This is a genomic window from Novosphingobium sp. (assembly GCF_036803765.1).
Taxonomy (GTDB): domain Bacteria; phylum Pseudomonadota; class Alphaproteobacteria; order Sphingomonadales; family Sphingomonadaceae; genus Novosphingobium.
The window spans coordinates 13,373-37,841 of sequence record NZ_DAIRTS010000009.1 but is presented as its reverse complement, the minus strand read 5'-3'; the positions used below and the strand labels follow the sequence as shown (position 1 = coordinate 37,841).

Annotated in this window: 26 protein-coding genes; 4 read left to right on the top strand and 22 right to left on the bottom strand. The window is 65.3% G+C overall.

Annotated elements, in window-relative coordinates:
- Positions 1 to 20 precede the first annotated feature (20 nt).
- The 3 genes from V7Q48_RS08025 to V7Q48_RS08015 all read left to right on the top strand — a co-directional run bounded on the left by V7Q48_RS08025 (position 21) and on the right by V7Q48_RS08015 (position 1,721).
- Positions 21 to 638: an antitoxin Xre/MbcA/ParS-like domain-containing protein gene (locus V7Q48_RS08025; protein WP_333837404.1), complete on the top strand. Its 618-nt coding sequence runs from the start codon at positions 21 to 23 to the stop codon at positions 636 to 638.
- On the top strand, positions 635 to 1,228 hold the full coding sequence (locus V7Q48_RS08020; protein WP_333837403.1) for an RES family NAD+ phosphorylase: 594 nt from the start codon (positions 635 to 637) through the stop codon (positions 1,226 to 1,228). The genes V7Q48_RS08025 and V7Q48_RS08020 overlap by 4 nt, the downstream gene beginning before the upstream one ends.
- 64 nt (positions 1,229 to 1,292) lie before the next feature.
- Positions 1,293 to 1,721, top strand: a complete 429-nt coding sequence (locus tag V7Q48_RS08015; protein ID WP_333837401.1) for a hypothetical protein — start codon at positions 1,293 to 1,295, stop codon at positions 1,719 to 1,721.
- Here the strand turns inward: V7Q48_RS08015 and V7Q48_RS08010 are convergent.
- The 22 genes from V7Q48_RS08010 to V7Q48_RS07905 form a co-directional block, all read right to left on the bottom strand.
- Positions 1,718 to 5,479 carry a conjugal transfer protein TraG N-terminal domain-containing protein gene (locus tag V7Q48_RS08010; RefSeq protein WP_333837399.1) on the bottom strand — a complete coding sequence of 1,254 codons (3,762 nt, stop codon included), beginning with the start codon at positions 5,477 to 5,479 and terminating at the stop codon, positions 1,718 to 1,720. The two genes, V7Q48_RS08015 and V7Q48_RS08010, sit on opposite strands and share 4 nt — an antisense overlap.
- A 16-nt stretch (positions 5,480 to 5,495) precedes the next feature.
- Positions 5,496 to 6,917, bottom strand: coding sequence for a conjugal transfer protein TraH (locus V7Q48_RS08005; protein WP_333837398.1), 1,422 nt, complete (start codon positions 6,915 to 6,917; stop codon positions 5,496 to 5,498).
- Between the two features lie 46 nt (positions 6,918 to 6,963).
- Entirely contained in the window at positions 6,964 to 7,548 is a 585-nt protein-coding gene (locus tag V7Q48_RS08000) for a hypothetical protein (protein WP_333837397.1), read from the bottom strand.
- Entirely contained in the window at positions 7,545 to 8,384 is an 840-nt protein-coding gene (locus V7Q48_RS07995; RefSeq protein WP_333837514.1) for a conjugal transfer protein TraF, read from the bottom strand. The genes V7Q48_RS08000 and V7Q48_RS07995 overlap by 4 nt, the downstream gene beginning before the upstream one ends.
- A gap of 32 nt (positions 8,385 to 8,416) precedes the next feature.
- Positions 8,417 to 9,013 (bottom strand): S26 family signal peptidase, encoded by a 597-nt coding sequence (locus V7Q48_RS07990; protein WP_333837396.1) that lies wholly within the window; start codon positions 9,011 to 9,013, stop codon positions 8,417 to 8,419.
- The gene (locus V7Q48_RS07985) at positions 8,985 to 9,866 is read right to left on the bottom strand and encodes a type-F conjugative transfer system pilin assembly protein TrbC (protein WP_333837395.1); all 882 of its coding nucleotides are present in this window, start codon (positions 9,864 to 9,866) and stop codon (positions 8,985 to 8,987) included. The genes V7Q48_RS07990 and V7Q48_RS07985 overlap by 29 nt, the downstream gene beginning before the upstream one ends.
- Complete coding sequence (gene traN / locus V7Q48_RS07980; protein ID WP_442947108.1) at positions 9,838 to 10,875, bottom strand: conjugal transfer protein TraN; 1,038 nt, start codon at positions 10,873 to 10,875, stop codon at positions 9,838 to 9,840. Before traN ends, V7Q48_RS07985 begins: the two co-directional genes overlap by 29 nt.
- Before the next feature lie 56 nt (positions 10,876 to 10,931).
- A complete protein-coding gene (locus V7Q48_RS07975) occupies positions 10,932 to 12,878 on the bottom strand; it encodes a hypothetical protein (protein WP_333837394.1) in 1,947 nt (648 codons plus the stop codon).
- A gap of 343 nt (positions 12,879 to 13,221) precedes the next feature.
- Positions 13,222 to 14,238 carry a TraU family protein gene (locus V7Q48_RS07970; RefSeq protein WP_333837393.1) on the bottom strand — a complete coding sequence of 339 codons (1,017 nt, stop codon included), beginning with the start codon at positions 14,236 to 14,238 and terminating at the stop codon, positions 13,222 to 13,224.
- The gene (locus V7Q48_RS07965; RefSeq protein ID WP_333837512.1) at positions 14,235 to 14,828 is read right to left on the bottom strand and encodes a conjugal transfer protein TraW; all 594 of its coding nucleotides are present in this window, start codon (positions 14,826 to 14,828) and stop codon (positions 14,235 to 14,237) included. The genes V7Q48_RS07970 and V7Q48_RS07965 overlap by 4 nt, the downstream gene beginning before the upstream one ends.
- A gap of 55 nt (positions 14,829 to 14,883) precedes the next feature.
- Complete coding sequence (locus tag V7Q48_RS07960) at positions 14,884 to 15,120, bottom strand: hypothetical protein (protein WP_333837392.1); 237 nt, start codon at positions 15,118 to 15,120, stop codon at positions 14,884 to 14,886.
- Entirely contained in the window at positions 15,117 to 15,545 is a 429-nt protein-coding gene (locus V7Q48_RS07955) for a hypothetical protein (RefSeq protein ID WP_333837391.1), read from the bottom strand. Before V7Q48_RS07955 ends, V7Q48_RS07960 begins: the two co-directional genes overlap by 4 nt.
- Positions 15,542 to 15,832 (bottom strand): hypothetical protein, encoded by a 291-nt coding sequence (locus V7Q48_RS07950; RefSeq protein ID WP_333837390.1) that lies wholly within the window; start codon positions 15,830 to 15,832, stop codon positions 15,542 to 15,544. Before V7Q48_RS07950 ends, V7Q48_RS07955 begins: the two co-directional genes overlap by 4 nt.
- 29 nt (positions 15,833 to 15,861) lie before the next feature.
- Positions 15,862 to 18,375 (bottom strand): TraC family protein, encoded by a 2,514-nt coding sequence (locus V7Q48_RS07945; RefSeq protein WP_333837389.1) that lies wholly within the window; start codon positions 18,373 to 18,375, stop codon positions 15,862 to 15,864.
- Entirely contained in the window at positions 18,372 to 18,953 is a 582-nt protein-coding gene (locus V7Q48_RS07940; protein ID WP_333837388.1) for a TraV family lipoprotein, read from the bottom strand. The genes V7Q48_RS07945 and V7Q48_RS07940 overlap by 4 nt, the downstream gene beginning before the upstream one ends.
- A 35-nt stretch (positions 18,954 to 18,988) precedes the next feature.
- Positions 18,989 to 20,269, bottom strand: coding sequence for a TraB/VirB10 family protein (locus tag V7Q48_RS07935; protein WP_442947107.1), 1,281 nt, complete (start codon positions 20,267 to 20,269; stop codon positions 18,989 to 18,991).
- Complete coding sequence (locus V7Q48_RS07930) at positions 20,266 to 21,024, bottom strand: type-F conjugative transfer system secretin TraK (protein ID WP_333837387.1); 759 nt, start codon at positions 21,022 to 21,024, stop codon at positions 20,266 to 20,268. Before V7Q48_RS07930 ends, V7Q48_RS07935 begins: the two co-directional genes overlap by 4 nt.
- Positions 21,008 to 21,640: a TraE/TraK family type IV conjugative transfer system protein gene (locus V7Q48_RS07925; RefSeq protein ID WP_333837385.1), complete on the bottom strand. Its 633-nt coding sequence runs from the start codon at positions 21,638 to 21,640 to the stop codon at positions 21,008 to 21,010. The genes V7Q48_RS07930 and V7Q48_RS07925 overlap by 17 nt, the downstream gene beginning before the upstream one ends.
- Before the next feature lie 8 nt (positions 21,641 to 21,648).
- Entirely contained in the window at positions 21,649 to 21,915 is a 267-nt protein-coding gene (locus V7Q48_RS07920) for a type IV conjugative transfer system protein TraL (RefSeq protein ID WP_333837384.1), read from the bottom strand.
- A 131-nt stretch (positions 21,916 to 22,046) separates the two neighbouring features.
- Positions 22,047 to 22,361, bottom strand: coding sequence for a hypothetical protein (locus tag V7Q48_RS07915; protein WP_031310237.1), 315 nt, complete (start codon positions 22,359 to 22,361; stop codon positions 22,047 to 22,049).
- A gap of 184 nt (positions 22,362 to 22,545) precedes the next feature.
- Positions 22,546 to 23,319 (bottom strand): DsbC family protein, encoded by a 774-nt coding sequence (locus V7Q48_RS07910; protein ID WP_333837382.1) that lies wholly within the window; start codon positions 23,317 to 23,319, stop codon positions 22,546 to 22,548.
- A complete protein-coding gene (locus tag V7Q48_RS07905) occupies positions 23,309 to 23,584 on the bottom strand; it encodes a hypothetical protein (RefSeq protein ID WP_333837381.1) in 276 nt (91 codons plus the stop codon). Before V7Q48_RS07905 ends, V7Q48_RS07910 begins: the two co-directional genes overlap by 11 nt.
- Positions 23,585 to 24,026: 442 nt before the next feature.
- On the opposite strand from V7Q48_RS07905, the gene V7Q48_RS07900 reads away from it, so the two are divergent.
- A complete protein-coding gene (locus tag V7Q48_RS07900; protein ID WP_333837380.1) occupies positions 24,027 to 24,428 on the top strand; it encodes a helix-turn-helix domain-containing protein in 402 nt (133 codons plus the stop codon).
- Positions 24,429 to 24,469 lie beyond the last annotated feature (41 nt).

Genomic DNA, 24,469 nt, shown 5'->3' with positions numbered 1-24,469 from the left:
TGGGCAGGAAGGAAGTGCCCATGAATCACGCAACGCTCAGAACCCGCCGCGACGCTGTTGAAGCAGTCACGGAACTCTTTCAGCAAAAGGTCGGCGCGGCCAGCATGGTCGCGCTCAGGGAGTTGGTTGCGGCCCTCCAGCGGCCGAGCCCGGTTGGCGATACGCTCGCGCGGGCGGTGGTTTCCATCCTCGACGAGACGCCTGCCGCGCGCAAGCTCGCCGGGAGCGGGCTCGGTGAAGTGCTGTCAGAGAGCGATGCTGAAGCACGGCTCGACACACTGACGGTCGATGACGAGAGCGATGAATGGGCCGCTACCGAATTGCTGGGCGCCGGCGAGACGGCGGCTCGGCTGGGTATCGCGCGCGCATCGCTCGATAATTGGCGGCGCGCTCACAAGATTCTCGCCTTTCGAAAGGGCGTGCGCAATTTCGTCTATCCGGCGCGTCAGTTCGCGCGCCAGGGGCCGCTTGAAGGTCTCGATCGAGTGCGCCAGCACTTCGATGCCGACGATACGGCATGGGAGTGGCTGGTGACGCCGAACCGGTTCACTGGCGGCATCGAGCCGATCGAATGGCTGCGCAAGGGTAAGGTCGATGACGTTGCGCACGCGGCCGAAGGCGCGCTTGATTACCAGTGAAGCTCGACCTGTCGCGTGTAGCGGCGCGGACCGCACCGCTGGATCTGAATGCCTGGCCGCGTATATTCCCGGCTAGGCATCGCACGACGCCAACTGAGGCAGGCTTCGGCTCTAGCCGCTTCTCCAGTCCGGGTGATCAGTTTCGCGTGCTCTATGCCGCGCAGGATTTCCCGACCGCTTTTGCCGAAGCCGTCGTGCGCGACCGGTTTGTTGGAAAGCAGCGGCGGTTTCTATATCGCCCCCATCTGGAGGAGCTTGTCGCGACGGAGATCAGCACCATCGGCCCACTCATACTGGTCGATCTCAGCGGGCCGGCAGCGTATGAAATGGGCGTCGATACCGATGCCAAGGGCGCACGAGCCCACCTTACCGGTCAGCGGTTCGCGGAGGCGCTGCACAAGCAGAGCAAAGCCGATGGCATTCTGTTTTCTTCGCGCCTGACGAATTTGCCTGCGGTTGCCATCTTCGATCGTGCATTCACGAAGATCGCAGGATCGTCTTCTGTTGATCTTCTTCGCCTTGCCGCAACTTCTGATGAAGTCGCTCGCATGGGAATAACAATCAGGCGCCGCGCAATTAGAAACATATAAGTTACTGGGATTACTGTTTATTTTTTTCGGGTGATGTGCTATATTCACGCGGAAGGAATTTGGCATGATCTCGATCTCATCCTCCAATGATCATTCTGCAAAAACTGCTGGGAACGCCCGTCCATCGGCTTCCAATTGGCTCTGGAGACCTTGGTACGCCAAGCTCTGGTGGTCTGCGATACCGATCTGGTGGGCGGGGATGGCCGTGGTCTCGGCATTCGAGCCGCTATCCCGCTTCTACGACAGTGCAGCGGCGGGATTTCTCAACGTCCTGTTTTTTCCGATAACGGCGCTGATGGTGCTTGGGGTCGGCTATGTCCGGCATTGGCTCGACGGTTTTGTGCAGCCAGGCGCTGCAACAACGGCTGATCCGGTCGGCACGGACTCAGTTCGCCAGCGCGATTTCTATCGGGTGGACCCATCTGTCGACATCTTTGATCCAAGATCAGGGACAATATACGTCGGCAATCCGGAGAACGAGACGCACGGCTAACGCTTCTTGAAACTGCTATCACCGTCACCGGGGCTCCCATCCACATCGGTCGAAAAGCGCCCGGATTTCAGGACGGATGATTGCTCGATGGATGTCAGCGGCCCGGTAATATCGAAGGTCTCACGACCGGAATCCGCATCGCCCAGATATCGGTTCCGCATGCCATCTGGTCCAAGAATCCGGTCCGAAAGCTCTCGAGAGAATGTTGCAGCCGGATCGCTAGAACGTGCAGCAGCGCGCTCGGACGCCGCAATCGCGCTCCGAACGTCGTAATTGACGATATCCAATGACGATTGCGCGCGTTCGCTGCTGATCCCGACGTCACTGCTATTGAACCCAAGTTGGCCACCTACACGGCCAGAGGTAGAGCGATTACTTTGCGGCGCTTGGTTGCCTCCTCGGGATTGGCCGCGGCGTCCGGTTCCGCCCGATGCCTCCGATTCGGTGGTATCGACAGAGCCGCCAATGTTAGCGCCGACAGTCGTGCCCATCGTGACCTGGTCCTGCGCAGACCGCGACAAGGACCGCTGCCAGCCCGTCTGGCCGATGATCGCCTGAACGTCGCGCTGGAGCGTATCCGCCACCTGCGGCTGCAAACGCCAGTTGCCGTGTCGGTCCATCTCGAACCCGCCGCGTAGCCAATTCTGCATCATCGCCTGGCCTTCGGCGCCGCCGCCCATAAAATGCTCGATCGTGTCCGGCCCGGCCTGTTTGCCGGCCTCGAACCGCGTGCTCGTGTCGCTGCGCCCGGATTGCTGGAACCCGACCGAGCTGGAGACCAGCACGTCGTTGTCGGCGAAGCTGAACCGCGCGCGGCCGCCATTGGCGATCGCACCGAGCTGACTCTCGTTGATGAGACCGCCGCGCCACATTTGGGCCGCGGTCTCGGGCGTGAGATTGAGGCTGAGATCGCCGTTCTGCGCCATCGCGATCTCGCGCTTCGACATATCGACGCCATGCTCTTTCAGCAGCCCTTGCATGCGAGTCAGCCGCTCATTCTCGACGATGCGGGTGAGCCGTTCGTTGCGGGCGCGGTCGGCAATGCCGGCAGCGCCGCCCTCGGCCATGTCGGTCTGGTTGCCGACGCCCTGGCTCAAGGTGCGAACGAAGCTGTCGAGCCGTGCCGCCTGACGCACCGACATGCCGGCCGCCGCCGCGCCTTCGGCGAACCCTGCGTTGTCCGCCTGCCGGCGCTGCTCGCCGATCCGGGCAGCCGAGCGGGTGCCGTCATGGCCGACCTCGCGCTGGGCATCGAGCTTGCCGGACCGTTCCGCAAAGTCATAGCCAGCGGCCTCGCGGGTGCGGCCATAGACGCTGGTGCCCTCGCGCGCTGCCTCCGCTGTGGCACCATCAGCGGTGCCCACTTGCACGGCGGCGTTGTATGTTTCGAGGGCGCGGAGGACCTGAGCTTCGTTGCGGCCCGTCGCGCGGGAAAGCTGGGAGATGGCCGTGGAGCGCGCTTCACCCGAGAGGCTGTTGATGAACGAGGTTCGGCGCGACATCTCCTGGACCGGAATCCCGAGCATGGCGGCGGCATTGCGCTGCCCTTCGGTGCTGCCGGTTCGATGTGCCTGCTCGGTCGCGACGTTGCGGCGCTCGATCCCGGCGACATTGTCACCGGCGAAGTCCCGACGGCCCTCCATCGCGCCAACCTGGACCTGCGCGCCGGTCAGGTCGTTGCGCAGCATCTGCTCCTGATCGAACGTGTTGGCGATCAACTTGGCGAAGGTCGGATCGGCCGACGCCTGTCCGATCACGGTCGAAGCCTTGAGCGCGGCATCCTTCTGGTCATAGCCATTGCGCTCGAAGTGGCGCTGCGCGCCCTGCATCATCATGTCGTAGGATCGCTGATCGCCGAACGCGCGCCACTGCACCATTTTCTGCGCGAACGCAGCAAAAGCCCGCTCGCCCGACTGGCCTTCGCCAAAATAACCGGTGCCGAGCGCGCGCAGCGCATCCTTCTCCGCGAAATTGTGGATCGCACTCGTCGCGGCGTTGTCGCGGACCGCGCGGACGGTCGCCGGATCGGACAGGCTGCGGCCGGTAAGCGCGGGCGAGAGGCCGCCAAGCTCACGCGCGGCGTCGAGCCCGCCCAATGCCGTGGCGGCCGTACCTGCCGCGCCGCCGCCTTGCTCGCCAAGATAGCGGCTTGCCGCGCCGAAAGAGCGGTTGGCGCCGAAGCTCGACCGCTCGCCAAAATCCCCGAAGCTGGACGAGGACCCGGCGCGCGCCATGGTCCCCGACGCCGATGCCTGCGCTTCGAGCGCGCTGGCATAGCCCTCGCGCGTGCCGAGCGGGGCGGCTGCCGCCGTGCCCTGACCCTGCACACCGAGCGCGCCGCTGGTGAAGGCGGTGAACACATTGCCGCTGAACCGGAACACTGTGAACACGAAGGCGCCGGCGAGACCGGCGGCGGCGGTGCGGAAAGACCCGAAGATGGCGAGCGCCTTCATCGCAGCTGACGGCGCCAGCATCCAGGCATTGGCCGCGACATTGTTCGAACGCATCTCGGCCAGCACGTCGGTCGCCCGGCCAAGGGTCAGCTGGTAGATGCCGGCATCGATGACGCCCCAAAGCGCCACGAACACGAACAGGCCGAGCGCGAAGCTCGCGACCCTGAGGTTGATCGGGGTCAGAATGAACAGCAGCGCCACCGGCATCATGAAGAGCATGATCCCGAACACGGTGGCGCGGATGGTCGGCATCCACTCGTTGGCGGTCGACATGGTGGCAAGCCCGCCGGAGACCACGGCGCGGTTGGCCATGACCCTTGCCGCAGTCGCCGGACTGTCCTCGAACAGCACGTCGCCGACCGTGTTGCCAAGCAGGACGTTGGTCAGGAATTGTTGGAGCGACTGCGGCGCGTCCATCATCATCTGGCCCATCTCGCCGATGTTCGCGCGGCATCGCTGAAGCTGGGCGGCATTGGCGATGTCATAGCCGGTGCGGGTGCAGACCTGCGCGACATAGGTGTCGAACAGTCCGGGCTCGGAGAGCCGCGTCGCAATATGCTCCCAGGCCTCGTTGCAACTCACCGTCGTTCCGGCCTTGTCGGTCGAGGAATAGACAGTGCTGAAGGTGGCTGGCCCCGCCATCGCGGCGAAGGCCGCGGGCAAGTCCGTGGTCGTGCGGAAGAGCTGATCGTCGTCGACGCCATAGGCCGGCGAGACCCGCGCGACCGGATAGCATTGCCGGACATAGTCCTTGATCGTCGCATCGAGGAAGGTGTCGGTCATTGGGCCGCGGGGGGATGCGGCATTGAGGAACAGGTCGAAGCTGTGGCCGCCGGCGCCGAACTCCAGCTTGGCATTCGGATCGGTGGTGTTGTCGTCGATCACCTCGGCGAGCGCGCGCTCCATCATGTTGGTCATGCCCGCGACCAGCACGATGAGGTTGGGAACGTCGCCCACCGGCTGATAGGCGTTGCGGACCCGGTCATAGACATGGACCGTGCCGGTCGTGGCGACGAGACCGACGAACAGCCCAACGCCGATCAGCATCTGGAAGCCGAAGGCGACGAGGCCCATGCCTTGTCCGCGCACGCTGGCGAGCAGGACGCCGAGCGCGATGCCGACCACCGCGACGATCAGCACCAGCGTCTCGTAGCGCGGGTCGCCGAAGATCATCGCCACCAGGCGGAACGCGTCCACCGTCTCGGCAAAGCCGTCATAGGTATGGAAGCTCGTATCGATCGCCATGGCGGGCGTCGCGGCGAAGATAGCGAACAGGGCAAGGAGGCCGCGAACCAGACGGGTCATGACGCTCGGCTCCGGGTCAGCGGTTGCGGTTGGCGGCGGCGCCGGCGGCATCACGCGCGTCGCGATCGCGCTGCCGGACCACTCCGGCATAGTTGGCCGAGAGATTGGCCTGGCTGAGCGCCGCCATATAGGACTGGCGCATCTGCGCGCGCTGGCGCAGCACCTCCTCGCGCAGCCCGCCGAGCTGCTCGATCCCCTTGGCGAGGATACGGGTCTGACAGGCCTTGGCGTTGCCTGCATCACCCGCGCCGGCCGCGTTCACCCCGCGCTCGGCATTGGTGACGGCAAAGTCGATCGACCGGGTGAGGTCGTTCAGCATCTGATAGGCGAGCGTCAGCGCGACCAGTTCGTCGGTGTCGCCGATCACGCTGTCGACGACGCCTTGCCGGACACCCCATTCGAGCAGGCGATAGACCGGCAGCGTGCGGACATTGGCGACGAACTGCTTCTCTTCGGTGGTCAGCGCCGAGCGGGTGCGGATCTTCAGCGCGATCGAGTCCATGCGGGCACGGGCGAGAACGAGCGCGCCCTTGCCGCTGCCATCGACCGCGCAATCGGCGGATGTCGGCGGCACGGCGATCGCGCGCTTTTGCACCTTGCCCGACAGGAAATCATCGACGCTCTCGGTGTCCTGGCGCGGACAGGCGGGAATGGCGGTGAACAGCGGCACCTTATCCGCAGGATCCCAGCGCATATAGACGTCGCCGACCCGGGCACGCATGACGCCTGCCCAGTCCGAGGCGCCGACACGCGCGGCGGCATGGGCGAGCAGCGAGCCGGTCTTGAATATCTCGGTCACTTCGGCGGGGCAGTTCTCCAGCGCGTCGCGCAGATCCTCGGTCGGATTGCCCTGGTTCGCCTGGATCTTCTCGCGGCTGTGCTGATAGCTTTTCGAGAACCCCTCGCGCACCGACTTGTAGCCGGTCATCTCCTCGATGATGCCCGACATGTTGTCGTCGCCCTTGGCGATCTGGACCATGCGGTTGGCGAGCCGGCAGTCGTTGACCTGGATCGAGTTCAGGAAGTTGGTGGCCGCTTCCATCTTCGAGATGATGTTGCCCATTTTTTCATCGAGCGTTTCGAGCAGATATTGAAATGCCACAGCGGGCGCGGCTTGCAGGATGCTCTCGAGCTTCTGGACGAGATAATCGGGATCGAGGAACGACATGCCGCCGAGGAACATGTCGATGCCCCCGCATCCGGCGCGCACCTTGGGCAGGGTCACGCTCATCAGATAGTCGTTATGGACGTCGACGCGGCCCGACATGCCGCCCGCGGTCACATAGCCGCGGGTCTGGTCCTCGAAGCTGCCGGGCGAGGTGTAGGTCACATTGTCGAACCAGCTTTCCGCCCAGCTTTGCGCGGAGGCGGGTGTGGCGGTCGCGGAGATGGCGATCGTGCTGGCGAGCAGGGTCAGACGGGCGCGGAGTTTCGCCATGGCGGGCTTCCTTTTCGAGATGATGCGAAGAACCGGCCCGCCATGCTCAGTTGCCTCGCTTGCTGGGATTGGGACGCGCGGGCGAACCCACGATCCCGGTGAACTTGGACATGCCGCGCACGCCGACCGCGGGCTTGACCCCGGTCAGCATCTTGGCGGCGAGGTAGAGATTGCGCGCGAGATTGGGCGCATGATCGGTGCCGATCGCTATGGGCACGATTCGGTTCGGATCGGACACCGGGCGCACCCAGGCCACCGGATGACCGACCCAGGGCAGGCCCAGCCGCCCGGAACGCAACATGGCTTCCTGGCTGCCGATCGTGCGAATCTGCCAGCCATAGCGGCGGCCGAGCGATCCGAGCTTCGTCCACAGATCGGCACAGGGGATGCAGCCGGGCGCTGTGCTCATCTCGACCAGATAGGCTGGCGCCTGTCCGGTCAGCACCGCCGCGAAATCAGGCGGCCAGTCGCGCGTCACCGGAACGCGGCCGAGCCACTCGCGCATCTCGGCCTCGGTCGCGACCGGATGGATGGCGGCGCGCATCGCCTGCTCGCGCGTGACCGGCTGCGCTGACGCCTCCGGGACCACCGCGATCGATGCGAGCAATGCGAGGGCGGCCCGGCCTGTCATCGCTGCGGATCCAGGCTGGCGCCGACGAGATCGCCGCCGAGGACGCGCGGATCGGTGGCCGACACCGGGCCATTGGCGAGCGCGTCGAAGAACCCATCCTCTTCGCCCGCGCCGGTCATGAACTGTTCGGGCCTTATGTCGCCCGCCAGCAGCCGCACCGCCTGATAGGCCATCTGGATGAGGTTGGGATAGGCTTCAACCCCGCTGGCGATCACCATGCGCTGCTGGCTGTTCCGCCGGATGACCATCGTGGTGGGCGTGACCTCAACCCCGAACCGCTGCGCCAGCTCCGGCTTGCGATCGATGTCCATCAGCGTGACCTGCCAGCCCATCTCTTCCTGGAAGCGCTGAACGATCGGCCATTGCACGCGGCAGTATCCGCACGTCGAGCGCGAGAACATGACGAGGGCAAATTCATTGGCGCGGCCGCGCAGATATTGCCGGCGTACCTGGTCCTTTTGCGCGGAAAGCTGATCGCGGGCCTCGCCAACCATCGGGTTCGCCGACTTGGCGTTGAGTTCGGGATGCTGGAGCATGGCGATCTGCGTCACGCCGGCAAAGGCGCGCGCCTTTCTCCGGGCAAAATCCTGCAAGCGCCAGAAATCCGCGACCGCATCGATTGTGAGCACCGTGGCGGCATAGTCGCGCTGCTGCTCGATCAGCTTGCGGATTTTGGGCGGCGTCCAGCTCGCCAGCTCCGCCATGGGCGGTATCCGGGGCTTCACCAGCGCATCGGGATCGTCAGGCTCTTTGGCGGGTGGCGGCGCCTGATACCACCAATAGCCGGTGCGGGCCTCGTCGCGCTGCTGCGCCTGCGCGGCGGAAGCGACGAGCATCGCAGCCACCGCCAGGCTGGATAGAAGCCGCTTCACAGCAGCTTCTCCATCCGGCGCAAGCGTCCGATCGTGACCGGACCATAATAACGGCTGTCGAACCCGCTGACATGCGAAGACCCGACGAAGATCGTACCAGGCAGAATCTGGCCATTGTCGGGCTGCCAATGATCCAGCGCCTGTCCGTTGTGGCCGTAAGGCTTGCTCACACCGAGCAGACGCTCATTGCAATAATACCAGCCATCCCATTTGCCCGGCGTCATCGAGGGTTTCTCGATCATCGAGATGCGGTCGCCCGGCAGGCACAGCGCATATTTGGTGACGGTCACCGGCTTGGGGCCGGCGAGCGGGTGCGAGAGCGTGAACGACACGAGATCGCCGCGCGCGATCGGCCCCGGCGCTTTACGGATGAGATAAGCCTCGACCGACGGGCTCATCACGATCGTCACCTGGGGCAAGGCCCAGAAGGTCAGGAGACCGATCGGCAGGACGATGCCATAGGCCTTCCAGAGCTGTTCCGGGCGCGGCGGCTGGCCGAGCCCCGAGCTGCCGAGTGCGACCGCCGCTTTGAGCGGCAGCTCCCGCAATTCCGAGCAAACCGCCTTAGCGGCCCTGTAGGCGAGCCTGAGCATCGCTGACCTCCTTCTTGCCGCCGAGGCGGGCATAGTCTTCAAGCAAGCCGGACAGCGCGGCGTCGCCGTAGATGACGTGGGCGGCGCGAGGGCTCTCATCCTCGCGCTCGCAATAGGGCAGCGCCGGATCGCCAGGGATCATGGCGAGCGCGGGAACACGGGCGACGCCGTGCTGGCGGAAGACCAGCGGGTCGACGATGAGCTGGACGTCGCGCATCGCGCAGGCCGGGCCTTCACAGCCCGGATCAAGCCGAAGGATCTCGGCCGAGAGCTTCGCCATCGGCGCGACCTTCGTAAGACCGCCCGGCATGCCCCGGAAGGCGAGGATGCCGCGCGCCTTTTCCAGCTGGGCGGCATAGGTCCGCAGCGTCGTCACCGGCATCGACATGGACACGAACAGCACCGGCACCCAGCCTTGCGACGATGCTGGCTTCCTGACGCCGGCGACCGTGTCCATGTCGGGGGCTTCGAGCCCCAGCGCCTGGCCGAGGCGGCGCGCCATCGCTTCCTGCTCGGCGGCGAGGGCTTCGACCGATTGCCGCTGGGCATTGCGCGCGCGCGTCTCCATCTCGGATGACTGCACCCGCCCGCGCAGGCCATCGAACGCCCGGCGCCGAAGGTCTTCGGGTGGCGTCGGCAGCGCAGCCGGTCCCCGCGCATCGGCATCCTGTTTTCGCGCAGCGGTCGCGTCCTTGAGGCGATCGAGAGCCGCGTCGCCATGCGACGCCGCCTGATCGCGCGCATTGTCCGGTGTTCCGGCCTCCTGCGCGAATGCAGTGGCGTGCAGTAGCATGAGAGCTGTCGCGCCGAGCAGCGGGCGCACGCTATTTCCCGATGACGTCCATATACGCATCGATCTTGTCCTTCATGTCGATCTGGATGTCGGCCTGGGCTCTGGCCTCGATCTCGGAGTAATATTCGGAGAGGTCCATTTTGGAGAAATCGAGCGCCTGGAACTCCTCCGGCGTGAACCCGCGGCAGTAGGGATTTTTGGGCGTGCCCCAGCCGAGCCCGTTGAAGCTCTTGAGCTGCGGGCGGCCCTGTTCCTGGATGATGCGGCCGAGCTTGGTGTTGAAGCAGCAATGGCCCCGCGATTTCTGGACGCAGATGCCGAGGATCTTCGAGGAGCAATAGCTGCCGACCTCGTGGCACATGCCCGAGCCGCGCAGCATGCCGACTTCCATGTCTTGGCTGTCACAGCCGGACAGGAGAAAATCCATCATGAAGTTGATCGCGAGACTGATCGCGATCGAGGTCGGATCGATGCCGACGATGATCGCGTTGGCGCCGGCGCTCGCGGCCTGGCCGGCGGTCGCGCCCGCCTTGAATGCGGTGAACGCCGCCTTCATGCCGGTGAACACGCCCTTGGCGACGGCGATCTTGGTGCCGATCGACGAGATCGAGCCGCCCATGCCGTCCTTGACGATCTTGCCCTTGTCCTTGCAGCAGTTGGAGAAGGTGGTGCGCAGACCCGCAGGGCGGCAGCGCGCCGCGCGCCCGGAGAAGATCTCGATATTGCCGAGGCAAGCGCCGTCGGCATCGACCGCGCCGTCCGCCGGAACGCCGGGATCGTCGGGCACCGGCTCGTCCTCGATCGGCGTTACGGTCAGGTTGGCGCATTGATTGGGCGAGCAGGCGGGGCCGCCATCCTGCGGCAGGCAGGCGAACTGCTCGCCCAGCGGACAGCTATAGGCGCCGTCCTGCTCCTGCACGCACGAGACCTTCTGCAGGGGACATTGATATTGCCCGAGCGAGGTGATCTCGCAGGCGGCGGTCTCGCCCGGATCGTCGGCATCGCCATTGCCGTTGAGGTCTGCGGCGCACATCTGCGTGGCCTGCGCCAGCGCGGGCGCAGCAGGCATCACCATTGACAGGGCGGCAAAAAGCCCGGCGATCAGAGGGATGAAGGTTCGGCGCATCAGCGGGACTCCGAGGTGCAGATCATGTCCGCGCCGCCGAGCCGCACCGTCTGCATCATGACGATCGCCTCGGGGAAATCGTCGAGACAGCCGCAGTCGGACACCAACTCCTCGCCGTCGCCCAACGGGCAGATGTCGGCGCCGGCGCTGCTGCGCGTGCAGCCATGGTAGAACGTGTCCCAGCCTGTGGGCGCGTTCTGGCGTGAGCCGACCACGCCATCGGGCGCGACCCCCGTATTGGCCCTGGGCGCGCGGGTCTTGCAGATCGGCTCGCAGGCGGCGACCGAACCACGGTCGGGAAGCGCGAACGAACGCGATGAGGCTGTATAGCCGCCGTCTTTGGTCTTCACCCGGTCGGCCAGCAGCGTCTCGGTCGAATGGTCGATGATATAGGCGCCACGGCTGAGATCGGGCTGCGGCAGGACGCCGGTGTCGATCGTGCAGCGATAGCGGCGATCACGTTCGAACCAGGGCCGGGAGAGGCTCAGCGAGCAGGCGCCGCTCTCGAACAGGCGGGTCTGCGGGAGCGGCGTCAGGCCGGTGCCGACCCCATTGCGGAAGGTCTGGACACCATCGACAGTTTCGTCATGAAGCTGGCAATTGGCGTCGGCGGCATAGCCGGCGCACAGATCGACGAGCTTCTCGGTGGGATTGCAGCTGAGATCGAGCGTGGCATCGATCCGCGCCGACACTTCGCCTTCGCCGCCGACCGCGACCCGCACCCAGATCTCGTGCGCGCCTTTGGTGAGGAAGGGCTTCAGGTCGAGATTGGGGGTGCCGTACCAGGTCCGCCCGCGCTCGCATTTGCCCGGCGGCAGTCCGGTTCCGGTCCAGCCTCCCGGATCGGCGTGGACGAGCACGCCATCGACGCGGACCTGCACCCAGTCGTCGAACAGGATCTGCGAGAGCCGCGCCGAGACGAGGCGATCGGGATCGCCGACATCGAGCGTCATCCGAAAATCATGGATACGGCAGCTACCGCCGCTCAGGCTGTCGTCGCGCGGCGATCCCAGCAGGAACGCGCGGGTGTCCGGTGTATCGGCATAGGTCGCATAGCCGCCCGAAGTCCGCGCGATGATGCCGTCGGCGGTGACCGCCTCGAGCTTGACCTCGCGCCGGATCGTGCAGGCGCGAATCTGTTCCGCCTTGCCCATGCCGGCGGGCGAGCCCTTGAGCGCCTGGAACACGCTGTTGCCGGCCGCGAGCGATGCGGCATCGCCCTGGATCTGGGTGGGATTGGCGCGATAGACCGTCTGGGCGAGCGATGGATTGGCGGCGCAGGCGGTCGACTGCGCGCCGGTATAGCGAATGATCGGCCCGTCGATCGCCGCCTGTGCGACGCCGATACGCGGATCGGCGCTGGTCAGCGCACCAACCACGCCGCCGCCGATATCCTTCAGCGTCGCGGCCATATTGCCCCAGACCAGATTGCTGCCGCAGCTGTTGTTGACGCAATAGCAGCCGGCGAGCGCGGTCAGGTCGACTTCGCTCAGCTTCAGTTCGCCCGCGGCCGAGACATCCCATCTATAGCTGCGGCACTGGTTCCAGGTGCCGGGCTGGCAGGCGATCACGCCATTGGCGCAGATACCCGACACCGGCATCGGCAGGGTGAGCGTCTGGTCGAACGAACCGTTGAGATCCTTGTCGCGGCTGATGCGCAGGGTGGTGATGTCGCCCGTGGATCCCGGCTGCGCGAGGATTTCGAGCAGCGTAGAGGTGGTCTGGCAGGCGAGCGTCGGGTTGAAGCTCTTGGTCCCGTCGACGGTGGTGATCGCCTCGCCGGCGAGGCCGGGCGTTACATAATTCTTCTGGATCGCCTCGCTGTCGGCGCTCTTCTCGCGCGCGGCCTGCGCGGCGGCACGCGCGCGTTCGTCCATGCTCTGGGCATGGGCTGAGATCGGCATCGCAAGCGCGGTGGCCATCAAGGCAAGAGCGCGCACGTTCATTGCGGGCGCTCCCGCGCGGCGCGCGACCCATAGGCGAAGCGAAGCAGGTCTCCCGCCCGGAGCGAGGGCGATCCGGGCGAGAGTATCCGATAGACAGCCTGGCCTTCGAAGGTGGTCAGCACGGCCGCGACCGGGGCGGCGGTGAGAGGGGAGCCCGCCGGTCCGGCCTGGGGGAGACTACCCAACAGGGGACTGGCGGCCGTGCTGACCGGGGGTGGAGCGGCGGCGCAGGGGGCTGTCACCGCCGCTCCCGCCGCGCGCAGGGCCGCATCGTCAAGCGGTCCTTGGCGGACGGACCAGCTCGGTTCAGGGGTTTGCGCGCAGCGTGGGGGAAGCGATCGGCTCATGGGGTGGAAACCCCCGCGCAGCAGATCGCTTTTTCGAAGAGCATGAATTGGGCATTGTCTTTGCCGGGGGCGTGCTTGCCGCTCGTCCACAGCGCGCCAGGACGCCCGATATTGACGCATTTGCCGCCCTTCACGGGCTCCATGATCTGGAGCTTGTAGCGGCTCTTGGTCCAGATCGGCTGAGCTTTCAGCGAACAGCCGTCTTCGGAATGGATGGTGAGCAAACCCAGGCGCCCCATCATGAAGGTGGTGCGCGCGGCAAGTCCGGCCCAGGCCTCGACCCGATCACCCATATGGATGTCGCCGGCGATCGGGTAGGTCGAACCCCAGCTTCCCATGCACCAGAACAGGGGATCGATCGTCTTGCCGGCAGCCGCCGCCGCGCTGTCGGCCATGCAGGCAAGGCCGGCTGCGGGGTTGCCGAACAATATGCCCTCGGGCTGGATGATCGCGCCGAGCGTGCCCGACTGCCAGGTCGGCAGCACCTCGGTGATCATCGCGACGTCAAAGCCCTCATCCTCGATGCAGGGCAGGTCCGTGAACATGTCGAGCATCTTCCAGACCGGCGAGATGTAGTAATGCGCCTGCGCGAAGAGCTTGGTGGTGTTGGTGCCGTCCGAGATTGACGACTGGCTGCCCTGGAGCTTGCCGCCGGTCGGCAGCAGATCGACGCCGAGCGCCATCATGCAGCCGGGTTCGGTCACCACATCGACCATGCGATTGGGCGACCAGAAGCTGACTTTCACCCCGAACCAGAAGGTCGCGCCCTTGCGGCAGGCGCAAAGCGGCTTGGAGGCCGACTGCGCATCGAGCGCCTTGTCGAGCTTGTCGAAGCTGCCGACGCGCACGCCGCCGATGGTGATCGGAAAGATGCAGTTCCACCGCACCTTGGTGATGGGATTGAAGATCGTGCCGGCCTCGCATTTTGAGGCATGGGCCGGTGTTGCCGGGGCCAGCAGCGCGAGGACGATTGCGGCGGCGCCTGCACGCAGCGCGGAGGTGATGCGGGTCATGGCTTGCTGCCTCCCTTGCGCTCGAGGCGGACTTCGGTGAGTTCGAGTTTCTGTCCGGCCTGGCGGACGATGACGGGGGCAACGGTGAGACCGAGGCGCTCTTTTACCCGCTCTTCGAGGATGAAGAGGGCACGGCCGTGCTTCTCGCCGAGCGAGAGGGCGTCATCCCGGCTATCGCCGCCGCCGGTCAGGAGAATCCAGTCGGTGAGCGCGGCCGTCTTGAGCGCCCAGCCGAGATCGCGCGGATGGACGATGACGAGGCGCTGGGGCAGCGACACATAGGTCAGCGGGTTGAAAGTGAAGCCCTTGGGATAGAGCAGCTTGCCGTCAGGCAAACGGATTTCCTGATCGAGCGTGTAGAAGGGAACGACGCTGCGCACCCGGTCTTTCTGGGCGATGCCGAGCGTGGCGCCCTTGAGCGCGCTCCAACCCGAGCGCGGACCGAAGCGCGGGGCGATGGTGGCGGGCTGCTTTGCGACCGCGGCCTCGATCTCGGCCATCGCATCGGGCTCCGCGATCGGCCAGGTGCGCCCGATGGTCGAGGTCTCGGCCCGCGCCGATCCCGCGAGGATCAGGGCGCCGACGATCATCGCGCTGATCAGCGCCGACTGGATCGCGACGACATGCCAACCCTGCGGGAATCCGTTATCGTCCACGGCGGCGCTCCCTCCAGCTTGGCGGCGGATTGCGGCTCTCGCCCCAGACGGCGCAGCACAGCCCGGTCGTGCCGATCAGCAGCGCCAACCAGATGAGCGGGCGCGTGCCGTCGAGGTCGGCGCCCGACCAGATGAGCAGGAACGCCTGCACAAGCAGGATCAGATGCGTGCCGACCAGTAGACGGATCGACGACTGGCAGGGCGCGGCCGAGAAGATGCCGTTCATCGCCGCCTCCGCATGGGAAGCATGTCGCAGCGCGAGCGGTGCGAGAGGAGCCAGTTCGTGACCTTCGGCCCGAGCGTTGCGAAGGCCAGCACGAACGGTCCGCCGGTGAGCCCCGCAAAAGCGATGACCCCGGCGATGAACTCGAACCGGGCGATCTCGGTGATGCCGGCACGGGCGAGCCCGACATAGGCGGCAGTGCCGATCAGCGGACCGGCCAGGGTCAGGAGCATCCTGTCGATCCGCCAGCGAGCGTGTTCGCCGGCCTGGATATATTCGTACTCATCGCGCGCTCGTGAGAGCATCCTGACCCGGCGGATCAGGGTGCGGTTGGCCCGAACCAGATAGTCGTGAAGGCTTTCGTCCGGCTCGCGCGGAACCTCGGTGAGATGTGCGTCGGACTTGTAGGTGAACGGCTCCAGCCTCATGATTTCCTCCTGAGCTTTGCGAGAAGGCGGCTTGCGGCGCCCGTGAGCCCGATCAGCATCAGGCCGGTCAGGAAGCAGCCGATCCCAACGGTGGCCGCGCCGGTCAGCGTCTTCGACATCGGCAGGTCGAGCGCGATGCCGGCGGCGAGCACCAGCGAGGCGATCATCACCGATTCAATGATGACGAGACGGAAGCGCCATTGGATCGCCTGAACCTCGGCCCGCTCGGCGACGCGCGCCTCGATGATCCGTTCGAGTTCATCGTCCGGGCTCAGTTCGAGCGTCATCTGGGCGGCGTCGGGCTTGCGTGTTCGCATCACAGCCTCCCGTCCGAACCGGTCGGCGCCAGGATCTCGGCGGGATCGACCCCGGCGAGTTCGCAGACCGCTTCGAGTGGCGAGCGCCCCTTGCGGACCAGCGCCTCGAACGCAGCGACCTCGTCCGGCGCCGACGTGTTGATCCAGTAGCTGAACGGATCGACGACAAGCCGGGCGATTCCGAGACCCAACGGGCTGTCGATGAAGACTTCGGAATAGTTCGGCTTGTTGTTGCGGACCGATTTCAGGAGGTCGAGGACGAACCCCGAATAGTCGAGGATCTTGTTCTCGACGGCCTTGTCGTAGGTCGAGCCCTGGAGCAGGAACCGCGTCGCGGCATTTTCGAGGATGACCTGGCCGGTGCCGCCGAACAGCATGAGGTCGTTCATCGATTGCAGCACGATACCGAAGCTGCCGCGATATTTGCGCGCCCGGCGATAGCCCTGGCTGAACGCCTCGGCGAGACGCGACAGATCCTGCCCATCGCTGCGGGTCATGAACTGCGCGGCCTCATCGCACAGGACGAAGCGCGGACGGTCGCGCGCGGAGAGATAGAGTTCCTGCGTCACCGCGTTGACGACGACCATGATGACCACATTGAAAAGGTCGGGCATGGCCTTGAGGCGCTCGAGTTCGAGCACCACGAACTCGTCGCTCGAAATGTCGAAGGTCGATGGGCCGTTGAAATAGTGCCCGTAAGCGCCGTCCGACCCGAAATCCCGCAAGTTGAACGCCAGCTCGCGCGCGGTGGGCACGAGATGGTCCACCCGGTCGAGGTCTGAGGCGGTGTTCGCGGGATAGGCGCCGAGCCACTCCCGCACGGCATCGATGCCGGCTTCGGCGCGGCCGCTGTCGATCGCCCATTGCACCGCCGACTTCAGCAGGTTCCATTCCGACGTGGTGACCGGCTTCCGGGTGGCGGCATTTGCCATTTCCGCGACGATGGCGACGGCCATCGAGATGGCGGATTCCCGGTCATCACCGTCCATGGCGAGTCCGAGATCGAACGGGTTGAGCACGAGATGCTCTTCGCCGAGATCGATATAGCGACCCGAACAGAGCGTGCAGAGCTTCCTATAGCTGCCGCCGATATCGATGATGCGGATCAGTGCGTTCTGCGCGAAATATTGCTGGCACAGATTGTTGAGCAGGAAGCTCTTGCCCGCGCCAGACTCCGCCGAGACGACGAAATTGTAATTGTTGATCCGGGGATCGAAGAGGTCGAGCGTGACGAGCTGCCCTTTGCGCCCGGTGTAGAGCAGCGCCGGTCGGCCGCCGCCCCGAAAATCGGTCTGGATAGGCGACATCAGCACGGCGGCGCGTGCCGGCAGGCGAAAGTCGCGCTGGAGCATGCGGATCGTGCGCTTGTCGGGGTAGAGGCCAAACGGCAGGCTGGCCGCGAGCAGGATCGGATTGAGGTAGCTTTCCTCCTGCACCATCCAGGGCAGCGGCTCGCTCTCCCACAGCCGCTTCGCGCGCGCGGCCATCTCGCGGGCCTGATGGCGGTCGCTCCCGAACACCCACAGGGTCGGGATCACCGAGACGAAACGGCTGTTACCGATCTCGTCGAGGATCCATCCGATCTCCTCGATCTGCTTGCCGACCTCGACCGCGAAACTTCCCGCCGCCTTCTGTGCCGACAGGATCTGCGCGCGCTTGTGAATCTCGAACGCCGAATGGTCGAACAACACATTCAGCGTGAACAGGAATGGCCCGCCGATCTGGTCGCTGTCCTCGCTGCTGCCGCGCATGCCGCCGGTCAGGCGATTGGCGCGCTCGGCCGTGATCCGGCGCGGCGGCGACTTGGGCGTCAGGCAGCGGGCGACCTGGTCGCCGAGGAACACTTCCGCTCCCTCGAATGCAAAAGCCGGACCGGCGTCGATGATCTGCTTGCGGATCGCCAGCGCACGGGTTGCATCGCCTTGCGAGAAAACGCCTGGCGCATGATCGAACACCCCGTTGAAGATACGGCGGTAGAAGGACACCAGTTCCTGCGGCGGGAGCTTGCGGATGCCGAGCTTGGCCAGTTGCTCCTCGATCTGGCGCTTCAAATCGCTGTCCATCGGCGCGCGCGTCTTCACCGACAGGAAGGTGCGAAAGTCGCGGACCGGAATGCCGTGAAGGGCTTTGAGGCCGCCGGTTCCGGCACGAAGATAGTCGAAGGTCCGCCGCGCAGAGACCTGGATCAGCGGATCAGGCCGGGTCTTGAGGTCGAGATAGGCATCGAGCGCATCGTCGATGAGCGGATCGGCGAAACTGTGAAGCTGGAGCACCGTCCCTTCGGGAAAATGCACATTGAGCAGGCCGAGCAGCGCTTCATGGACATGCGCGAACATATAAGCCGAGGGGACCAGCTCCCAGGCATAGCCCCAGCCATCGTCGATGCAGAGGAAGGCTTCCTCCTCCTCGACCCAGGCGACGAGCGGCAGGAAATCCGAGAAGCTGTCGCGCGAGACGCTCTGGCGCAGCCGCGCCAGCGTCATGCCATCGCGCTGATCGACCAGCGCGCTCATGGCTGCTCGCCTTCGCCGGCGGTGCGCTCGCGGACCTGTTCGAGGATCGGCACGCGCGTGCTCGACGATTGCGGGGCGACCAGATAGTCGCCGACCACCCATTGCGGGCGCTCGAGGATCGAGAACACATAGCGCTGCATGTAGAGCCGGTCGGGCCGGTGCTGGTCGGCATAGGGCAGGATCAGCGTGCGGATCGTGCGTGCGGGCTTCAGCATCGGCGTGACCGGCTGGTCGATCAGTCCCTGAAGCTCGCGATAGACGCTCTCCCGGTATCCGGCATAGGCTTGGGGATCATTGCGGCTCCGGCCGCCGGTCCGCGTGCCGCCGCGCTCGCGCAGCATGGCCTTATCGCGGGTGACGGCAGGGTCCGACTTCGACGTCGCGCCTGCCACCGCGTCGGCATAGGCCTTCTCCGGGTGGATGCACTGGCCATGGTCGTCATTCTTGCAGGAGAATTTCTCGCTATAAGGCGACATGATTGAGCCGAGCGTCGCGCAGCCGCCCAGGGCGGACAGCGCGGGGAGGAAGAGGACGAGGGCGGCGGCGCGTGTGGCGCACCGGCGTTGCGCTTGGGGCATGGGACTGGCTCCCTGGATGTGAGGGCGCGCGCGCATCAGAACTTCGCGCCCGCGGTTGGCTTGATTTCGAGGGTCACGCCCTCCTGGATCACGACGACCACGTCCTTGGCCGCGCCGACCTCGACGATCGGGCCGGCCTGGCGGGCTAGGTCGAGATAGAAGTCGGTAAGCTTCTCCGACGAGCGCGACAGGCCGCCGGCAATGCCGGCCTTTGCAGCATCGCCCGCATCGAAGCTGCGCACCGATCCCAGCGCCGAGGTCGAGACATCGCCGACCGTGTTTTCGACGGTATCGGCGATGCCGGTGATGGTGCCGGCGATGAAGGCGCGGGCAAGCGCAGCACCGGCACGGGTGACGACCTTGCCGGACAGACCCTTCTTGCCGTCGGTATCGACGAAGAAGCCCTTGATTGGCTGATCGACCACCGAGCGTTCGTCGAAGTCGACGCAGGACAGCGAGACGAGCTGGATTTCCACCCGCTCCTTGGCGAGGCTCCCGGTCGCGTTGCCGATGACGAAGCAGCCGGCAAGGTTCGCCTTGACGTCATTGGGGAGCACGGCGGGCGCCTGGACGCGCGCGATCAGCGGCTCCGGGTTGCTGGTCGCGTCCCGGCTCGCCAGCGCGTCGATCCCCGTCAGCAGCCGCGCCTTCATGAAACCAGGCGGCAAATAGATCGTCCGGGTCTTTTTTTTAGCGCCAGCCGCCCCGTCGGCGGCCGCGACCGGACTGGTCGCGGCGCCGATCGCGCCCACCGTCTTCTCGACCGGCGGGGCCGGCGGCGCAGGAGGCGCAGAGGGAATAGCCGGCGGCGCCGTCATCGACGGATCGAGATCGCTCGTATCCGGCGGTTCGGGGAAAGCCGGCGCTTCGCCGGGCAGCGCCTGGGGCAGATCGGAGCCCGGCGCGCCTGCGGCGCCCGGTCCGATGCGGCCTTCCTCGATCGCGGTGACGCGATCGCCCAGCAGGCCTTGGCCGTCGAGAATCTTCTTGAGATCCCCGCGCAGCTTCACTTCCAGGCTGTCGCCGCGCAGTCCCGCGCCCATATCGAGTTTCGACGAGGCCGGCGCGCCGGTGTCCTGCGGCGCGTCGCCGCTCGCGAAATAGAGCCCTGCGCCGAGCAGACCGACGATGCCGGCGACGCCCAGTTGTTTGAGGCGAAGCTGCTGGCGCGAACTGAACGACGCCCAGCGGACCCGCATGTCGAGCAGGGCCGGACCACGTTCGGGCGTTTGCCTGTCGGCGCGGGCCTGCGCGGCAAGATGCTCGCTATAGCTGGTCGGCGCGCCGGTGTCGGCGGGTTCGTCGGCCGGCGTCATTGCACCGCTCCCCGGCGAATGACGATCAGCCGTGCCGCTTCGCCCGGTTTGAGGACGGTGCGATCGAGCGTGACCGCGAAGATGTTGACACCGAGGTCGGGCACGAGGAAGCTACGTTCATCGAGCGTGACCTCGGCGATCGCGGTCACCAGATATTCCGATGCCGACAGGCCGGAGCCTTCGATCTCGACGCGCCGCCGCTCGTCGATCTCGGCTTCCGCCAGACTGGCGAGGCGAAGACGATCCGCGCGGGGTGCGACAGAGGTGAAGCTGGCCGGAATACGGTCTTGCAGCATCGACAGCGTGATCGAGACCGCGCGCTCTTCCTCGACCAGCGGTCCGAGCAGCTCTTCGTTGGCGCGTGCCCGCTGGGTCGCGCCGGCCTGAAGCGTCACCGTCTGCGCCGGGATATCCGACGGCTCGGCATAGAGCGCATAGACCGCGCCGTTGCAGGTGATGAAGAACTCGGAGGGGACCGTCACGAACGAGCGTGTCACCGCGCCGGCATCATCGACCTCGCGGACGAGGAACTTGATCCAGGCGTTCGAACCGGCGCGCTCGACGGCGATCGCCTTCTCGGCCGAGAATTTGATGTCCTCGATCTCACCGCCCGCGCAGATGACATGGTTGATGTCGCGGTTGGACAGACGGATCGTGCTGGTCTGGTCGGGCAGCGCGACGATCGTCTGCGCCGCCGCAGGAAGCGGCGCGAGCACGAGGCCGAGCGCCAGCAACCGCTTAACGGGGATTGGCATCGAAATTTTCCTCGGAAAGGGCGATCAGCCAGAAGCGGCCATTGTCTACGCGAAAGCGAATCCGCAGATTGCCCCGGAACTTGCGGATCACGCCGCCGATCACCCGGACCTTCTCGACCGGCACGAGGATTTCGCGATCGGTCCAGGTCACCGGCTGATCGGGGCGGATATAGGTCGCGATCGATAGCGTCGGATTGTCGGCCAGCTCGTCGAGCAGCCGGTTGAGACTGTCGCGCAGGCTGTTGTAGGCCGATGGATGGGTGATGCTCAGCAGTTCCTGGAACTGCCGATCCGCTGAATAGGCGGAATAGGTGCCGGACAGCGATACGATGTTGCGCGTGATCGTGCGCAGATAGGCCTCGGACGGTTTGCTGCCGGTCACATAGAGATCACCGCCCGCGCCGAAGGGCACGACCACCGTACGCGTGTTCTGGTTCGACGTGTAGATCAGAGTGCCGAGCACCGCGGTGATGCCGAACAGGCCGGCGACCGCGACCTTGAGCAGCCGGTTCTCCTCGAACAGGTTGCTCGACCCTTGCAGGTAGCGATGGATACCGTAGCTCGCTGGCTTGCCGGCCAGGAGATCGTCGGTCCTGCGGGAGGATCGTCGGAACATCGCGGGCCTCACTCGAAAAAGCGGGTCTGCGTCGGACCCGGATAGTTGCGGAACGCGACAAGGCCCCAGCGCCAGGCCAGGTGCGGGATGAACCCGCGCGGCTTGGTGCGCAGCCAGGGCACGAAAAGGAGAAGACCCGCGATGAGCGCCCAACCGAGCATCCCGCCGACGATGACCGCGACGAAGATGACCGTGATCACCAGCACGAACTCGTCCGAGCCAAACCACAGGATCTGGACCGGCTTGTGCAGATATTGGGGTAGTCGCTCGTCCACGAGCCTTCTCCTCTTGCTTCAGGACCGTCCAGAGAAGCCGGTTGACTATCTGGATGGCTTACCGGGGCGCCTGCGCGCCCAGGTCCGGGGGTGTCCGCGCGCGCCCGTTCCGGCGCGCGCGGACGGGGGGCTCAGATGACCATTCCAAAGGTCTGGAGGATGGTGTCGGACTTGATGAGGCAGACGGCCGCGACGATGGTGGGGATGCCCACCATGACGTTGGAGAACAGCCGCGACACGCCGAAGAGGAAGGCCGCGACGCCGCCGACGAACCCCAGCGGTCCCTTCACGCCCTTGTTCACGACGATGTCGTAGATGTCGTAGCCAAGGTCGCCGGTCGTCGGGGCGGTGAACGCGTGGGCGCCACCGCTGACAAGGGCGAAGGCAGCCAAAGGGATGCCGACATTGGCGACCGAGACGACCCGGTTGCCGATCTTTCTGATCATGGACTTGCTCCGTGCACTATGGGCCGTCCGGGTCACTGCCTGCCGGCATCGATCGTGATCGCTGTCGGCCGGCGGCATGACTGGACGGCCCGATTGGGCCATGGCCGCCGGCATTCCGGTCCGCCGGGCGACGCGCCGAAGCGCGCTGCCGCAGGCGACCGCCAAGAATTGGGTTGGAGGATTGTCAGCGCGGCGCATCGGTTTGCGCCTTGGCCTTCGCACTCAGAAACTCTTCGAGCTCGGCCTGCTGGAACCCGGAGATCAGCTTTCCATCGGCGATAATGGTCGGGGTGCCGCTGACCCCGATCTTGCTAACGACCTCGGCATCGGCCTTGACCCTGGCTGCACCGGTCGCGCATTTGCGCAGATCGGCAGGCGCCGCTCCGGCGTAGATCGCCTTGAAGGCCTGCGCCTTGTCGGGCGAGCAATGAATATGCTCGGCCTTTGCCGCAGCTTCGGGGTGGATGCCCGAGACGAAGAAGATCAGACGGCGGACAGGTCTGCCCTCCGCTTCTTTCGCGGCCCAGAAGCGGTCGAGCGCGCGGCAATACGGGCAATCGGGATCGGTGAACTCGATGACGGTCGGCGCATCGACGGGGCCGAGTGCGAGCGCCTTACTGGTATCGATGCCTGAGAGCTTGCGCCGGGCAGCGGCGTCCTGCGCCAGCGCGGTGACGTTGAGGCCGTTGCGGTCATAAACGGCCGCGAACAGGATATGCTCGCTGTCCGGGGCATAATAGACGATCCGTCCGCCCGCGCTCGCCTGGTAGATCGGCCCCTTCACCGGAGACGGCCCGAAATCCTCGAACTGGAGGTTGGTGAAGGTCTGCTGGAGCTGCGCCTGCGCTTCTTCCGCAGCCTTGTTGAACGACGGCTCCGATTGCGCCTGAGCGAGAGCGGGAAGTGCCGCGCCAAGCGCGAGCGCCGCACACAGATTGACGATGCGGCTATTTCGCATGGCGCGTGTCCTTGTCGTTGAAGCGGTCAACCTTGATCACGGCCAGATCGAGGAGGACATTGGCGCCAATCCGGACAGGAGCCGGCCGCTTTGCGGTTTGCGCGGAACAGGTCGAAGCGCAGGTGCAGATCGCAAACCCCGCCGCCGTCTCCCTGATGATGCTCGGTTCGGCCCCTGCGCTACTGGTGAGCGTGTGCGCCATGCCCGGTGAGCCTGTAAGGCACACCAAGGCAGCAGCGATCGCGCCGATAATCGGCTTCGTCATACATGACTCCCCGTTCGGCGCCGTGGGCGCCGGCTAATTTGAAGATGCGATTACGAATGGCTGGCGATTCTGCCCGGCCTTCCGAGATCGCCCAGTGCATGAAAGGCAATCGGCGGCCATGCAACAGCAACAGGAAATGATCTGCCGATCGTTCGGAAATAACTACTTTGATGCGAAATCAATCCGAAATGGTTGATTCGACTCTGTTCAGGATTAAATTCAGATAATCGGCATTTTGAATCCGAATGCCCGCTTTCACGCATTATATCTACGCCAATGGATTTAGGTTCATATCCCGCGCTAGATCTGCATTTATAGATACATTCGGAACTTCACTTATTGCGAATTGTGCAGCATCTACAATTGCTGCCTCTCCACCCAGTTCGATACGCTGTCGGCACGTCCCTAATGGCGACGTGCTTTCATCAGCTGGGAGATCGAGATGGTACGATCGCAGCGCCTTGCCGAAGCCGACCTCTCGGGCCTGCGTTCGGTGAAAAAAGCTTCGGGCGAGCGGATTCGCGATGAGCGCCGTCGGCGCGGGATCAAGCAGGGAGAACTCGCCGACGAGATGGGCGTCAGTTCGCGGTGGCTGCGCGAGATAGAGGCTGGCAATCCGGGCACCAAACTCGATGACCACCTTAACGCTACGATCCGGCTGGGCCTGTCGGCCGGCCATATCGTGCTACCGATTCTGTTCATCACGCAAAGAATGTCCGTGCCCCACACGCTGCTGCATACCGATCTACGCGCGCTGGAACGTGCGTGTGTCGATCTGATCGCCGAGGCGGCGATCAAGTCCGTGACCGGGGAACTGCGGCCGAGCTGGTGGACGGACTCCTGAAATGCGGAATCTCAGTGCCGCACATGAGGATTATGTGGTGG